Genomic DNA, 14,650 nt, shown 5'->3' on the forward strand with positions numbered 1-14,650 from the left:
CGAACCGCTTGTCGATTTAGTGTCCTGTCCCAAAGACAGTGCGGGACAGACATACTGGTAACCCTAAACCTCAGGGTTAGGGTTCGGATCGGCCGGCCTTCCCGACCGTCCCCACAGGTATACGTAACTCGAGGCGAGAGGCCTTCGACGTGGCAGCACCGCAGAACTACCTCGCAGTCATCAAGGTCGTCGGCATCGGCGGCGGTGGCGTGAACGCCATCAACAGGATGATCGAGGTCGGTCTCAAGGGCGTCGAGTTCATCGCGATCAACACCGATGCACAGGCCCTGCTCATGAGCGACGCCGACGTCAAGCTGGACGTCGGCCGGGAGCTCACTCGTGGACTCGGCGCCGGCGCCAACCCCGATGTCGGCCGCAAGGCCGCCGAGGACCACCGCGAGGAGATCGAAGAGGTGCTCAAGGGCGCCGACATGGTCTTCGTCACCGCGGGCGAGGGCGGCGGCACCGGCACCGGCGGGGCGCCCGTGGTCGCCAACATCGCCCGTTCGCTGGGTGCCCTCACCATCGGTGTGGTGACCCGCCCGTTCACCTTCGAGGGCCGCCGCCGGGCCAACCAGGCCGAGGACGGCATCGCCGGGCTGCGCGACGAGGTCGACACCCTCATCGTGATCCCCAACGACCGCCTCCTGTCGATCTCCGACCGCCAGGTGAGCGTCCTGGACGCCTTCCGTTCCGCGGACCAAGTACTCCTCTCCGGTGTCCAGGGCATCACCGACCTGATCACCACCCCCGGTCTGATCAACCTCGACTTCGCCGACGTGAAGTCCGTGATGTCCGAGGCGGGTTCGGCCCTGATGGGCATCGGCTCGGCCCGCGGGGACGACCGCGCGGTCGCCGCCGCGGAGATGGCCATCTCCTCGCCGCTGCTGGAGGCGTCCATCGACGGCGCCCGGGGCGTGCTGCTCTCCATCTCCGGCGGCTCGGACCTCGGCCTGTTCGAGATCAACGAGTCCGCCCAGCTGGTCAGCGAGGCGGCCCACCCCGAGGCCAACATCATCTTCGGCGCGGTCATCGACGACGCCCTGGGCGACGAGGTGCGGGTCACGGTCATCGCGGCCGGCTTCGACGGCGGGCAGCCGCCGACCCGCAACCGCGACAAGGTGCTCGGCTCGTATTCCTCCTCCCGCGAGGAGAACTCCTCCCCGGCCCCGGCCCGTCCGGCCGCCCAGCCCGCCGAGCCGGCCCGCCCCGCCTTCAGCGGCCTGGGCAGTGTCACGCAGCGTGAGGAGGAGCCGAAGCCCGAACCGGTCGCCGAGGTTCCCGCCCAGCCGATCGCCCCGCAGGTTCCCCCGGCGCGTCCCTACCAGGACACCGCCGCCGAGGAACTCGACGTACCCGACTTCCTGAAGTAAGCACAGCCACACGTGATAACGCTCAGCAACGCACGTCCGGGCGGCGCCCACTTCGCCTTTACCGACAGGTGGGGCGGGGTGAGCGCCGCTCCGTACGACAGTCTCAATCTCGGCGGCGCCGTCGGTGACGACCCGGCCGCCGTCCTTGCCAATCGCGAAGCCGCCGCACGCGGTCTGGGCCTCGACCCCGCCCGCGTGGTGTGGATGAACCAGGTGCACGGCAACGACGTCGCCGTCGTCGCCGCCCCCTGGGCCGACGGCCGCGTCCCCGACGTGGACGCCGTCGTCACCACCCGGCCCGGACTCGCCCTCGCGGTGCTGACCGCCGACTGCGTCCCGGTCCTGATGGCCGACGCGCACGCCGGGGTGGTGGCCGCGGCCCACGCCGGCCGCCCGGGTCTGCTGGCCGGAGTCGTCCCCGCCGCGGTCGAGGCCATGGTCGGCCTCGGCGCCCGCGCGGAGCGGATCACCGCGATGACCGGGCCCTCCGTCTGCGGCTCCTGCTACGAGGTGCCCGAGGCGATGCGCGACGAGGTGGCCGCGGCCGTCCCCGAGGCCCGCGCCACCACCAGCTGGGGCACCCCCTCCCTGGACATCGCCACCGGAGTGCACGCCCAACTCGCCCGGCTGGGTGTGCCGATGGGTGAGAAATCCCATATTTGTACGATGGAGTCCGGGGATCACTTCTCGTACCGCCGCGAGCGGACCACCGGACGGCTCGCGGGATATGTCTGGCTGGACGGACCGAGTGACTGACCGTACGCAAGAGCGAAGGGCCGAGCTGGCCGGGAACCTGGCCGCGGTCGAGGAGCGCATCGCGGCGGCCTGCGCGGCGGCCGGCCGGGCGCGGGACGAGGTGACCTTGATCGTGGTCACCAAGACCTACCCGGCGAGCGACGTGCGGATCCTGTCGGAGCTCGGTGTGCGCGAGGTGGCGGAGAACCGCGACCAGGACGCCGCCCCCAAGGCGGAGGCCTGCGCCGACCTGCCGTTGACCTGGCACTTCGTGGGACAGCTGCAGACGAACAAGGTGCGCTCGGTGGTGCGCTACGCGGACCTCGTGCACTCGGTCGACCGCCTCCGGCTGGTCGACGCGCTCTCCTCGGCCGTCATGAAGTCCGAGCGGGCCGACCGCGAGCTCGGCTGCCTGCTCCAGGTCGCGCTGGACGCCGAGTCCGGGGCGGAGGGCTCCCGCGGCGGAATCGCACCCGATGCCGTCGAAGGGATCGCCGAAGCCGTCGCGGCTGCCCCCGGGCTCCGCCTCGACGGACTGATGACGGTCGCACCGCTGGCGGGGCCGTACGCGGGTCAACCCCGCGCCGCCTTCGATCGGCTGGCGGAAATCGCATCCTGCCTGCGCGCCGCGCATCCGGCTGCAAACATGGTCTCGGCAGGGATGAGCGCGGACCTCGAAGAGGCCATCGCCGCCGGTGCGACACACGTACGCATCGGTAGCGCGGTACTCGGAGTCCGGACCGGGCTCGGGTAACGTCACCAAACAAGTCGGACCACACAAAAAATATGGTCTTTCCCCGCTGAGAGGACGCAGAGCATGGCCGGCGCGATGCGCAAGATGGCGGTCTACCTCGGCCTCGTGGAGGACGACGGGTACGACGGCCCGGGATTCGACCCCGACGACGAGTTCGAACCCGAACCCGAGCCGGAGCGCTCCCGCCGACCGCACCAGTCCCACCAGCCACCACATCAGACACAACCGGAGGAACCGGTACGCATCGTGCATGCCCCGGCCCCCCGGGAACCCCGGATCGCCGCAGTGGCATCCATCACACAAGAACGCCATAGCCTGGAGAAGAACGCGCCGGTGATCATGCCCAAGGTCGTGTCGGAACGAGAGCCGTACCGGATCACGACACTCCACCCCCGGACGTACAACGAAGCCCGTACGATCGGGGAACACTTCCGTGAAGGCACTCCGGTGATCATGAATCTGACGGAGATGGACGACACGGACGCGAAGCGACTTGTCGACTTTGCCGCCGGACTGGTCTTCGGGCTGCACGGCAGCATCGAGCGGGTGACGCAGAAGGTGTTTCTGCTGTCGCCTGCTAACGTCGATGTCACGGCGGAGGACAAGGCCCGCATCGCCGAAGGCGGGTTCTTCAATCAGAGCTGAGATACGCAACCGTACGAAACCGGCCGTGAGGCCCATGAACAAGCAGGGGAGAGGGCAGCGCGATGGACATCGCACTCCAGGTGCTGTGGATCGCGTTGATGTGCTTCCTGCTTGTCCTGATCTTCCGGTTGGTGATGGACTATGTTTTCCAGTTCGCTCGATCGTGGCAGCCTGGGAAGCCCATGGTGGTCGTCCTGGAGGCCACCTACACTGTCACCGATCCGCCACTCAAGCTTCTGCGGCGGTTCATCCCGCCGCTGCGCCTCGGGGGCGTGGCGCTCGACCTGTCCTTCTTCGTATTGATGATCATCGTGTACATCCTGCTCACCGTCGTAGGGGGCTTGCGAGGATGACCGATGCGGGCTCCCGATATGTCGACGATCACGTTGAGGTGAAGAGATGCCACTGACCCCCGAGGACGTGCGGAACAAGCAGTTCACGACCGTCCGCCTCCGAGAAGGCTATGACGAGGACGAGGTCGACGCCTTCCTTGACGAGGTCGAGGCGGAACTGACGCGACTGCTCCGCGAGAACGAGGACCTGCGCGCCAAGCTGGCCGCGGCGACCCGTGCCGCCGCCCAGAACCAGCAGCAGGGCATGCGCAAGCCCGAGCCGCAGGACGGCCGCGGTCCCGGGGCTCCCGTGCCCGCCGCCATATCCGGACCGCAGCCGGTGCCGCCCCAGCAGATGGGCGGCCCCGGTCCCCAGGGACCCGGCAGTGGCCTCGCCCTGCCCGCCGGGCCCAGCGCACAGCAGGGCCCCGGTCCGATGGGCCAGGGTCCGATGCAGGGCGGTCCCATGGGTCAGGGCCCGATGGGGCAGGGCCCCATGGGTCAGGGTCCGATGGGTCAGCAGCACCCCATGCAGGGCGGCCCCATGGGTCAGGGCCCGATGGGTCAGCAGCAGCACCCCATGCAGGGCGGCCCCATGGGTCAGGGCCCGATGGGTCAGCAGCACCCCATGCAGGGTGGTCACCCGATGCAGCAGCAGGGCCCCGGTGGCGACAGCGCCGCCCGTGTGCTCTCGCTCGCCCAGCAGACGGCCGACCAGGCGATCGCCGAGGCGCGTGCCGAGGCGAACAAGATCGTCGGCGAGGCCCGCAGCCGCGCCGAGGGCCTGGAGCGCGACGCCCGCGCCAAGGCCGACGCCCTTGAGCGGGACGCGCAGGAGAAGCACCGCGTGGCCATGGGCTCCCTGGAGTCCGCCCGCGCCACGCTGGAGCGCAAGGTCGAGGACCTGCGCGGCTTCGAGCGCGAGTACCGCACCCGCCTGAAGTCGTACCTGGAGAGCCAGCTGCGCCAGCTGGAGAACCAGGCCGACGACTCGCTCGCCCCGCCGCGCACCCCCGCGGCCGCGTCCCTCTCCTCCGGTTCCGGAGGGATGGGCGGCACCATGGGTGGCGGCGGCATGGGCGGCACGATGGGCGGCGGCATGGCCACCGCCGGTGCCGGCACCATGGGTGGCAACCAGGGCTACGGCGGCCAGGGCATGGGCGGCGTCGGCGGGCAGAACCCGACGTACGGCGGCCAGCAGCAGATGTCGCCGGCCATGACGCAGCCGATGGCACCGGTGCGGCCCCAGGGGCCGGCACCGCTGCAGCAGGCGCCGACGCCGATGCGTGGGTTCCTGATCGACGAGGACGACAACTAGTCGCTTGCGCGACTGCGGCACCACAGGGCCGGGCCCCCAGGGAATCGCTTCCCTTGGGGGCCCGGCCCTTTCCCGCGCCGCGGTCGCGGTGCCGCTTCTGCGGGGGTGCCGTGGTTGCGGCCGGTGGTTGTGTGCGGGTGCGTTGCGCCTACGGCGGGCATCCCCCGCCCGCCCGCCCGATTGCCCGGCGCGGTCAGTGCGGGCCTCGCACGGTTCGTGGTGGGCCGGGGTCGGGGCCTCCGGGGCTGGGCATTCTGTACCGCATATTTATGTGCATGGCGGGCGGTCCAGGTCGGACCCGGGATGCCGCACAACAAATACACGTCAGCGTCCAGAACACCCACCCCTACGACCCCGCCCCCTCCGTATCGATGGGCGACAACGGCCGGAGGATGGTGAGGGGAGGGCGCCCCTCCCCGCACCGCTGGAAGCTGCCCTCACCAGGGGGTCCCCCGGCCGCAGGCCGAGCGATGGGTGCGCGCACCGGTAGCGCGGCCGACTCACCGGCATCGAGCCGGATTGTGTGGGCGTTCGGTGAGGCGCGTGCGGCAACCCCGGACTGCCCCCTCACCACCCTCCGGCCGTCATGCGCCCAACCCACCGGAGGGGGTGTGGCGGGGTGCGCCCGGAAACGACGAGCGGCGGACCCGGCGCGGAATGATGTCGGGGTAAACCGCGAGCGTTGAGGACGTGCGCCGGCGCGGCCCCGCCCCACAGACGAACGGAGCGCAGGCCCGCACTGACCGCGCCGGGCAATCGGGCGGGCGGGCGGGGAAACAGCCCGCCGCAGGCGCAACGCACCCGCACACAACCACCGGGCAGCCCGGCGCAGCCGCCCGCAGGCGCAACGCACCCGCACACAACGACGCCCCCCGCCCACGGGAAACGTGGGCGGGGGGCGTCGTGCGGTAACCGACCCCGGAGGGGTCAGCGCTTGCGGAGGTGGAACGTGAGCCCCAGGGCCTCGTCCGTGAAGGCGGGGCCGTAACCCTCCTCCGGGGCGCCGGAGGCGAAGTCCGTCGCGAGGACCTCGTCCGCGACGAGCCGCGCGTGCTCCGCGAGCGCCTCCGCCAGTTCCGCGTCGGCGGCGGCCCAGCGCAGCGCGATGCGGTCGGCGACGTCCAGGCCGCTGTTCTTGCGGGCCTCCTGGACGAGCCGGATGACGTCGCGGGCCAGACCCGCCCGGCGCAGCTCCGGGGTGATCTCGAGGTCGAGCGCCACGGTCGCGCCGGAGTCGGACGCGACGGACCAGCCCTCGCGCGGGGTCTCCGTGATGATCACTTCCTCCGCGGACAGGGCGACCGGCTCGCCGTCCACGACCACGGAGGCGTTGCCCTCGCGCAGAGCCATCGACAGCGCCGCCGCGTCGCACTCGGCGACGGCCTTGGCGACGGCCTGGACGCCCTTGCCGAAGCGCTTGCCGAGGGCGCGGAAGTTGGCCTTGGCCGTGGTGTCGACCAGGGAGCCACCGACCTCGCTCAGGGACGCCAGGGAGGCGACGTTGAGCTCCTCCGCGATCTGCGCCCGCAGTTCCTCGCCCAGCGCCTCGAAGCCCGAGGCGGCCACCAGGGCCCGCGAGAGGGGCTGGCGGGTCTTGACCCCGGACTCGGCACGCGTGGCGCGGCCCAGCTCCACCAGGCGGCGTACGAGGGCCATCTGCTCGGACAGGACGGGGTCGACCAGCGCCTCGTCCACCGTGGGCCAGCTCGCCAGGTGCACCGAGCCGGGGGCGCCCGGGGTGACCGGGACGACCAGGTCCTGCCAGACGCGCTCGGTGATGAACGGCACCAGCGGCGCCATCAGCCGGGTCACCGTCTCGACGACGTCGTGCAGGGTGCGCAGCGCAGCCTTGTCGCCCTGCCAGAAGCGGCGCCGCGAGCGGCGCACGTACCAGTTGGACAGGTCGTCGACGAAGGACGAGAGCAGCTTGCCCGCGCGCTGGGTGTCGTAGGACTCCAGCGCGTCGGTGACGTCGCGCACGAGCGCGCCCAGCTCGCCCAGCAGCCAGCGGTCCAGCAGCGGGCGGTCGGCCGGGGCCGGGTCGGCCTCGCTCGGGGCCCAGCCGGAGGTGCGGGCGTACAGGGCCTGGAAGGCGACCGTGTTCCAGTACGTCAGGAGGGTCTTGCGGACGACCTCCTGGATCGTTCCGTGGCCGACCCGGCGGGCCGCCCAGGGCGAGCCGCCGGCCGCCATGAACCAGCGCACGGCGTCGGCGCCGTGCTGGTCCATGAGCGGGATGGGCTGGAGGATGTTGCCCAGGTGCTTGGACATCTTCCGGCCGTCCTCGGCGAGGATGTGGCCCAGGCAGACCACGTTCTCGTAGGCGTTCCGGTCGAAGACGAGGGTGCCGACCGCCATCAGCGTGTAGAACCAGCCGCGCGTCTGGTCGATCGCCTCGGAGATGAACTGCGCCGGGTAGGTGCCCTCGAAGAGCTCCTTGTTCCGGTACGGGTAGCCCCACTGCGCGAACGGCATGGAGCCCGAGTCGTACCAGGCGTCGATGACCTCGGGCACGCGCACGGCCGCGGCGGAGCACTGCGGGCAGGCGAAGGTCACGTCGTCGATGAACGGACGGTGCGGGTCGAGGCCGGTCTGGTCGGCGCCGGTCAGCTCCGACAGCTCGGCCAGCGAGCCGACGCAGGTGAGGTGGCCCTCCTCACAGCGCCAGATGGGCAGCGGCGTGCCCCAGTAGCGGTTGCGGGACAGCGCCCAGTCGATGTTGTTGTTGAGCCAGTCGCCGAAGCGGCCGTGCTTGACCGCCTCCGGGTACCAGTTGGTGCGCTCGTTCTCGCGGAGCAGGGCGTCCTTGACCGCGGTCGTGCGGATGTACCAGGACGGCTGCGCGTAGTAGAGCAGCGCGGTGTGGCAGCGCCAGCAGTGCGGGTAGCTGTGCTCGTACGGCAGGTGACGGAAGAGCAGCCCGCGCGCCTGCAGGTCGTCGACGAGGGCCTCGTCGGCCTTCTTGAAGAACTGGCCGCCGACCAGCTCCAGGTCCTCCTCGAAGGTGCCGTCGGGGCGCACCGGGTTGACCACGGGCAGTCCGTAGGCGCGGCAGGTCCTGAGGTCGTCCTCGCCGAAGGCGGGCGCCTGGTGGACCAGGCCGGTGCCGTCCTCGGTCGTGACGTACTCGGCGTTGACGACGAAGTGCGCGCCCTCCAACTCGACCAGGTCGAAGGGGCGCTGGTACGTCCAGCGCTCCATCTCCCGGCCGGTGAAGCTCTGGCCGGTGGCCTCATAGCCCTCGCCGAGCGACTTGCCGAGCAGCGGCTCGGCGACGACCAGCTTCTCCCGGCCGTCGGTGGCGACGACATAGGTGACGTCGGGGTGGGCGGCGACCGCGGTGTTGGAGACGAGCGTCCAGGGAGTGGTCGTCCACACCAGGAGCGCGGCCTCGCCCGCGAGCGGGCCGGAGGTGAGCGGGAAGCGCACGTACACCGAGGGGTCGACCACGGTCTCGTAGCCCTGCGCCAGCTCGTGGTCGGACAGACCCGTGCCGCAGCGCGGGCACCAGGGCGCGACGCGGTGGTCCTGGACCAGCAGGCCCTTGTCGAAGATCTGCTTGAGCGACCACCAGACGGACTCGATGTACTCCGGGTCCATCGTCCGGTAGGCGTCGTCGAGGTCGACCCAGTACCCCATGCGGGTCGTGAGCTCGGCGAAGGCGTCGGTGTGCCGGGTCACGGACGCGCGGCACATGGCGTTGAACTCGGCGATGCCGTACGCCTCGATGTCCTTCTTGCCGGAGAAGCCCAGCTCCTTCTCTACGGCGAGCTCGACCGGAAGACCATGGCAGTCCCAGCCGGCCTTGCGGGTCACGTGGTGGCCCTGCATCGTCTTGAAGCGCGGGAAGACGTCCTTGAAGACGCGGGCCTCGATGTGGTGCGCGCCCGGCATGCCGTTGGCGGTCGGCGGGCCCTCGTAGAAGACCCACTCCGGCTTGCCCTCGGTCTGCTCCAGGGAGCGGGCGAAGACCTTGTTCTCCTGCCAGAACGCGAGCACCTCGTGCTCCAGCGCGGGCAGGTCGACCTGGGCGGGGACCTGGCGGTACTGCGTCATCGGATCTGCCTCCGGCGGACACGTTCGCGTGCGTATTCCGTCGGAGGGACGAGAGCGCCTGCTGTGAGTGCTCCCGCGGTACCACCCTCCTTGGCCGCGGACGGGCCCCTTCGGGCTCGCTCCGCAACCCCCTCATTGGGGTCGCGCTGCCGGTTCTACTCGCCCTCGCGGGCTTTCCTCCGGCGGCTCCGGGGTGATCTTCACGTCGCGCACACCCCCGGGCTTCCACCGTCCCCGGGTCGCTATGGGCTGCGTACGGCGCTACTCGTCCCCTTCCACGCCTTTCGCTCCGCCCAGTGTAAGGGGCCGCGGGGTGCGGTGTCGGCCGGGTTTCCGCGGGGGGCAGGAGTGACCCGAATGGCCCGGTCCGCACCCTGTTACCCGTTGGTACCGGAATACCTCGCGGAGAGCTGGGCACAACGGATGCAGACCTGCCTCCCGACCCGGCACGGCAGGCGGATCAGGCGGCGTGCCCCGTTGCCGCGGGTCCGGAGCCGATTTATCGTTCCGGCACGATTCGCGAGCAAGATCGCAATATGTGAAGGGGCCTCGGCCATGGTGGGGAAGAAGACCACCGTCACGAAGAAGACGACGGCGAAGAAGACGGCACCGGCGGCCGCCTCCGCGGCCCGCACGAATGCCGCGCCCCCCGCGCGGAAGGCGGCGGCCAAGCGCCCGGCCACGGCCGCTTCCCCCGCTCGCAGGAAGGCCGCCGCGGCAGGCGGAGGGGCGTCCGAGGGGAAGCGGGGCACCGCGAAGAAGGCCGCGGCCGGGAAGAAGGCGCCCGCGAAGAAGGCTGTCGTACGCAAGGCGGCACCCGCCGCGAAGAAGGCCGCGGCGCCCGCCGCGGGGAAGACCGCGGCCAAGGCCGCAGGAAAGAAGGCGGCCGTGGCGGAGGAGACGACGACGAAGGCGGCGTCCACGCGCAAGACCACGGGACGTACGGCGAGCAAGACCGCGCCTCCCGCCAAGAAGGCGGTGACGGCGGCGGAGAAGCCCGCGAAGGCGCCGGCCGCGGCCAAGAAGGCCGCACCGGCGAAGAAGGCCGCGAAGACGGCCAAGACCGCCACCGCCAGGACCACCGGCAGCACCAGGGGCACCAGCACCGCCAGGACGGCCGCTGCGGCGGCACCCGCGAAGACCACGAAGGCCGCGAAGGCCACGAAGACGGGAGCCAAGAAGGTGGCAGCGAAGAAGACGGCGGCCGGTACGGCCGCGGCAGGGGCGTCCGCCTCCGCGGTTCCCACGGCCCGCATCGCCGAGGCGGCGGGCGCCGTCGCCGCGGGCGACCTGGCCGTACGGCCTGACGAGGAGCCGTGGTCCGAGGCGGAGGTGGAGGCGGCGCGCACCGAGCTGCTGGCCGAGATGGACCGGCTGCGGTCCGAGATCACCACCTCGGAGGACGCCATCACCGGGCTGCTGCGCGACTCGGGCGACGGGGCCGGTGACGACCAGGCCGACACCGGCACGAAGAACATCACGCGCGAGCACGAGATGGCGCTGACCGCCAACGCCCGCGAGATGCTCGCGCAGACCGGGCACGCGCTGGAGCGGCTGGACTCCGGCACGTACGGGCTCTGCGAGTCCTGCGGCAAGCCGATCGGCAAGGCGCGGATGCAGGCCTTCCCCCGTGCGACGCTCTGCGTGGACTGCAAGCAGCGCCAGGAACGCCACTGACCGCCGACCGCTGACCACTGAGCGCGGAAACGGGGAATCGCGGGGCCCGAACCCTCGCAGCCCCGCTGTTCGGACGTATGTGCCGTAACCTCGTCTGCGTCAGGATCCGGACTGGCGCAGATCAGGGCTGAAGGACTCACATGGCGAAGGCACAGGAGACCGCGGCGGACACGGCCGAGGAGCCGACCGGCGGTACGGACGAGGTCACCGGCAAGGGGCCGCGGCGCATCGCCGTGCTCCTGAGCGTCGCGGCGCTCGCGTACGTCCTCGACCTCCTCACGAAGATCTGGGTGGTGACCAGCCTCGAGGGACACGAGCCCATCGAGGTGATCGGCAGCTACCTGCGCTTCGAGGCGGTGCGCAACGCCGGCGCGGCCTTCGGCTTCGGCCAGGGCATGACCATCGTCTTCACGGTGATCGCCGTCACGGTGGTCGTGGTGATCGCCAGGATCGCCCGCAAGCTGCACAGCGTGCCGTGGGCGATCGCGCTGGGACTCCTGCTCGGGGGCGCCTTCGGCAACCTCACCGACCGGATCTTCCGCGCTCCGGGCTTCCTGCAGGGCCATGTGGTCGACTTCATCGCGCCGACCCACTTCGCGGTGTTCAACCTGGCCGACTCGGCGATCGTCTGCGGCGGCATCCTGATCGTCCTGCTCTCCTTCCGCGGTCTCGACCCGGACGGAACCGTGCACAAGGACTGAGCCGGGAGCAGGGCGGCGAGGGGCGCCCCGCGGATCCGGCATACTCGATCAGGTGAGTATGCCTGCCGAAGTTCGATCCCTCCCCGTCCCCGATGGCCTCGAGGGCGAGCGCGTCGACGCCGCCATCGCCCGTATGTTCGGTTTCTCGCGGACCAAGGCGGCCGAGCTGGCCGCCGCCGGGAAGGTGACGATCGACGGCAGCGCGGCGGGCAAGTCCGACCGGGTCTCGGGCGGTGCCTGGCTCGAGGTCGAGATGCCCGCGCCGCCGCGCCCGGTGGAGATCGTCGCCGAGCCGGTGCCGGGCATGCGCATCGTGCACGACGACGAGCACGTGGTCGTGATCGACAAGCCCGTGGGCGTGGCCGCCCACCCCAGCCCCGGCTGGACCGGCACCACGGTCATCGGCGGCCTGGCCGCCGCCGGCTACCGGATCTCCACCTCCGGGGCCGCCGAGCGCCAGGGCATCGTCCACCGGCTCGACGTCGGCACCTCGGGCCTGATGGCCGTCGCCAAGTCGGAGATCGCCTACAGCGACCTCAAGCAGCAGTTCCGGGAGCGCACCGTCGACAAGCGCTACCACGCGCTGGTCCAGGGCCACCCCGACCCGCTCAGCGGCACCATCGACGCCCCGATCGGCCGCCACCCCCAGCACGACTACAAGTGGGCCGTGACCGCGGAGGGCAAGCCCAGCGTCACGCACTACGACCTCGTCGAGGCGTTCCGCGCGGCCTCCCTGCTCGACATCAAGCTGGAGACCGGCCGCACCCACCAGATCCGGGTGCACATGGCCGCCCACCGCCACCCTTGCGTCGGCGACCTGACCTACGGGGCCGACCCCACCCTCGCCAAACGGCTGAAACTCACGCGCCAGTGGCTGCACGCCGTGCGCCTGGGCTTCTCCCACCCCGAGGACGGCCGCTGGGTGGAGTTCGAGAGCACCTACCCGGACGACCTGCAGTACGCCCTCGACACCGTGCGGGCCGACAGTGCCTGAGGACTACGAGGTCCGGGTCGCCGCCGACCCGGACGACCTGAAGGCGTACTACGCGGTCCGGCACGAGGTCTTCGTCGTCGAGCAGCAGGTCCCCGCCGACCTGGAGTACGACGCCCACGACGCCGACGCCGTGCACGTCCTGGCGACCGGCCCCCACGGCGCACTCGGCGCGGGCCGGCTGCTCCTCGGCGAGGACGGCACCGGCATCCTCGGCCGGCTCGCCGTGACCGGCGCCTCCCGCGGGCTGGGCATCGGCGTGGCCCTGGTGCGCGCCATCGAGGACGAGGCGCGGCGGCACGGTCTGTCCGCCGTCGAACTGCACGCCCAGACCCATGCCGTCGGCTTCTACGAGCGCCTTGGCTACACCTCCTTCGGCGCGGAGTACGAGGAGGCGGGCATTCCGCACCTCTCGATGAGGCGCGTGCTCTGACCGGGGCCGGGGCGGCCGACGTGCCACGCTAGGGGCGTGGATCAACTCGCGCTGTTCTTCACCCTGATGCTCGCGGCCATCGTGATGGTGCCGCTGGGCGACCGGATGGGGCTGCCGTCGCCCGTTCTGATGACGCTGCTCGGGGTCGTGCTGGCCCTCCTGCCGTTCGTGCCGAACGTCGAGATCAACCCCGGGCTCATCCTGCCGCTCGTGCTGCCGCCGCTGCTCTACGCCTCCGTACAGCGCACGTCCTGGCGGCAGTTCGCCGCCAACAAGAAGGCCATCTTCCTGCTGGCCGTCGCCCTGGTGCTGATCACCACCGCGGCGGTGGGCGCCATCGCCTCCGTCGTCGTCCCCGGCATCTCGCTGGCCGCCGCCCTCGCGCTCGGCGCGCTGGTCGCCCCGCCCGACCCGGTGGCCGCGACCGCGGTCGCCGGACGGCTGGGACTGCCGCGCCGCATGGTGTCGACCCTGGAGGGCGAGGGCCTCTTCAACGACGTCACCGCGATCGTCGTCTACAACGTGGCCGTCGCCGCGGCCGTGACCGGCTCCTTCTCGTGGCCGGAGGCGCTCGGCGAACTGCTGCTGTCGGCGGTCGTCGCGGTCGCCGTCGGCGTCGTGCTGGGCTGGACGGCCTCCAAGCTGATGGGGGTCGTCGGCGACCCGACCCTGCAGATCGGGCTCTCGCTGCTCGTCCCGTTCGCCTCCTACGCGATCGCCGACGAGGCGCACGGCTCCGGCGTCCTCGCCGTGCTCACCACCGCGCTGTTCCTCGCCGAACACGCCCGCGACGCCGACGACGTGACCGGCCGACTGGTCGGCGCCACCTTCTGGGAGGTCGTCGACACACTCGTCACCGGCGTCGCCTTCGGCCTGATCGGCCTGGAGCTGCACAACGTCTTCGGTGTCGGCGCCGGCCGCTGGGGCACCATGCTGAGCCACGCGGCGATCGTCGTCGGCGCGGTCGTCCTCGTACGGCTGGCCTATCTGATGCCGGCCTCGGCCGTGACCAGGCGACTGCACAAACGGCGCGACCTGGACGAGGACATCCCCATGTCGTGGCGCGAGACCGTCGTCATGTGGTGGGCCGGCATGCGCGGCGTGGCGTCCGTCGCCCTGGCGCTGGCCATCCCGCACACCACGGAGAGCGGCGCGCCCTTCCCGGCTCGGGACGAGATCCTCTTCATCGCCTTCTCCGTCGTCCTCACCACCCTGGTGCTGCAGGGGCTCACCCTTCCGCAGGTCGTCAAGCGGCTCGGGGTGAGCAGCGACACCCAGGTGGAGCACGACATGGAGATGCTGCTCGCGCTGCGCGCCATGGCCGCCGCCAAGCAGCGGCTGAAGGAGGTCGAGGCGACCGAGGACTTCTCCGAGGAGGTCTCCGAACTCCTGCACCGCCGCGCCTTCGACGTCGGGGCCCGCATCTGCCCCGACATCGTCGACGACGAGAAGCGCGACCGGCACACCGCCCGCGTGCGGCGCATCAAGACGGTCGAGCGTGTCCAGCGCGACATGCTCTCCGCCGCCCGGCACGAGGTCCTCGCCGCGCGCAGCGAGCCCGGCTACGACCCCGAGATCGTCGACCGGGTGCTGCGCCAGCTCGATGTGCGCAGCCTGCGCGTGTCCCGGTAGGCG

12 protein-coding genes are annotated in these 14,650 nt (G+C 71.3%); 11 read left to right on the forward strand and 1 reads right to left on the reverse strand.

From position 1 onward, the window contains the following. The first annotated feature begins 149 nt into the window (after positions 1–149). From ftsZ to CHF15_RS02595, 6 genes are all read left to right on the forward strand, one after another. Positions 150–1,373 (forward strand): cell division protein FtsZ, encoded by a 1,224-nt coding sequence (gene ftsZ, locus CHF15_RS02570; RefSeq protein WP_089221914.1) that lies wholly within the window; start codon positions 150–152, stop codon positions 1,371–1,373. Positions 1,374–1,451: 78 nt separating this feature from the next. Further along, the gene (gene pgeF, locus CHF15_RS02575; protein ID WP_245938627.1) at positions 1,452–2,129 is read left to right on the forward strand and encodes a peptidoglycan editing factor PgeF; all 678 of its coding nucleotides are present in this window, start codon (positions 1,452–1,454) and stop codon (positions 2,127–2,129) included. After that, positions 2,101–2,862 carry a YggS family pyridoxal phosphate-dependent enzyme gene (locus CHF15_RS02580; RefSeq protein WP_089222181.1) on the forward strand — a complete coding sequence of 254 codons (762 nt, stop codon included), beginning with the start codon at positions 2,101–2,103 and terminating at the stop codon, positions 2,860–2,862. The genes pgeF and CHF15_RS02580 overlap by 29 nt, the downstream gene beginning before the upstream one ends. Positions 2,863–2,925: 63 nt before the next feature. Further along, the gene (locus CHF15_RS02585; protein ID WP_089222183.1) at positions 2,926–3,507 is read left to right on the forward strand and encodes a cell division protein SepF; all 582 of its coding nucleotides are present in this window, start codon (positions 2,926–2,928) and stop codon (positions 3,505–3,507) included. 62 nt (positions 3,508–3,569) lie between these two features. Next, complete coding sequence (locus CHF15_RS02590; protein ID WP_018557120.1) at positions 3,570–3,860, forward strand: YggT family protein; 291 nt, start codon at positions 3,570–3,572, stop codon at positions 3,858–3,860. Positions 3,861–3,906: 46 nt separating this feature from the next. After that, positions 3,907–5,157, forward strand: a complete 1,251-nt coding sequence (locus CHF15_RS02595; RefSeq protein WP_089221915.1) for a DivIVA domain-containing protein — start codon at positions 3,907–3,909, stop codon at positions 5,155–5,157. 927 nt (positions 5,158–6,084) lie between these two features. On the opposite strand, the gene ileS is transcribed toward CHF15_RS02595, so the two are convergent. Continuing rightward, positions 6,085–9,213 carry an isoleucine--tRNA ligase gene (ileS, locus tag CHF15_RS02600; RefSeq protein ID WP_089221916.1) on the reverse strand — a complete coding sequence of 1,043 codons (3,129 nt, stop codon included), beginning with the start codon at positions 9,211–9,213 and terminating at the stop codon, positions 6,085–6,087. Between the two features lie 555 nt (positions 9,214–9,768). Between ileS and CHF15_RS02610 the strand changes: the two genes are divergently transcribed. The 5 genes from CHF15_RS02610 to CHF15_RS02630 all read left to right on the forward strand — a co-directional run bounded on the left by CHF15_RS02610 (position 9,769) and on the right by CHF15_RS02630 (position 14,647). Further along, entirely contained in the window at positions 9,769–10,890 is a 1,122-nt protein-coding gene (locus tag CHF15_RS02610) for a TraR/DksA family transcriptional regulator (protein ID WP_089221917.1), read from the forward strand. Positions 10,891–11,030: 140 nt separating this feature from the next. Continuing rightward, on the forward strand, positions 11,031–11,591 hold the full coding sequence (lspA, locus tag CHF15_RS02615) for a signal peptidase II (protein ID WP_089221918.1): 561 nt from the start codon (positions 11,031–11,033) through the stop codon (positions 11,589–11,591). A gap of 58 nt (positions 11,592–11,649) precedes the next feature. Beyond that, positions 11,650–12,585 (forward strand): RluA family pseudouridine synthase, encoded by a 936-nt coding sequence (locus tag CHF15_RS02620; protein ID WP_375818352.1) that lies wholly within the window; start codon positions 11,650–11,652, stop codon positions 12,583–12,585. Continuing rightward, the gene (locus tag CHF15_RS02625; RefSeq protein WP_089221920.1) at positions 12,578–13,015 is read left to right on the forward strand and encodes a GNAT family N-acetyltransferase; all 438 of its coding nucleotides are present in this window, start codon (positions 12,578–12,580) and stop codon (positions 13,013–13,015) included. Before CHF15_RS02620 ends, CHF15_RS02625 begins: the two co-directional genes overlap by 8 nt. 36 nt (positions 13,016–13,051) lie before the next feature. Further along, complete coding sequence (locus tag CHF15_RS02630) at positions 13,052–14,647, forward strand: Na+/H+ antiporter (protein WP_089221921.1); 1,596 nt, start codon at positions 13,052–13,054, stop codon at positions 14,645–14,647. Positions 14,648–14,650: the final 3 nt, after the last annotated feature.

Origin of the sequence: Actinacidiphila glaucinigra (assembly GCF_900188405.1) — a bacterium.
In the GTDB taxonomy this organism is placed as follows: Bacteria; Actinomycetota; Actinomycetes; order Streptomycetales; family Streptomycetaceae; genus Actinacidiphila; species Actinacidiphila glaucinigra.

Coding starts and splice junctions, on each gene's coding strand:
- CHF15_RS02580 (WP_089222181.1), top strand. CDS start 2,101: ATGTCTGGCTGGACGGACCGAGTGACTGACCGTACGCAAGAGCGAAGG.
- CHF15_RS02585 (WP_089222183.1), top strand. CDS start 2,926: ATGGCCGGCGCGATGCGCAAGATGGCGGTCTACCTCGGCCTCGTGGAG.
- CHF15_RS02590 (WP_018557120.1), top strand. CDS start 3,570: ATGGACATCGCACTCCAGGTGCTGTGGATCGCGTTGATGTGCTTCCTG.
- CHF15_RS02595 (WP_089221915.1), top strand. CDS start 3,907: ATGCCACTGACCCCCGAGGACGTGCGGAACAAGCAGTTCACGACCGTC.
- ileS (WP_089221916.1), bottom strand. CDS start 9,213: ATGACGCAGTACCGCCAGGTCCCCGCCCAGGTCGACCTGCCCGCGCTG.
- CHF15_RS02610 (WP_089221917.1), top strand. CDS start 9,769: ATGGTGGGGAAGAAGACCACCGTCACGAAGAAGACGACGGCGAAGAAG.
- lspA (WP_089221918.1), top strand. CDS start 11,031: ATGGCGAAGGCACAGGAGACCGCGGCGGACACGGCCGAGGAGCCGACC.
- CHF15_RS02620 (WP_375818352.1), top strand. CDS start 11,650: ATGCCTGCCGAAGTTCGATCCCTCCCCGTCCCCGATGGCCTCGAGGGC.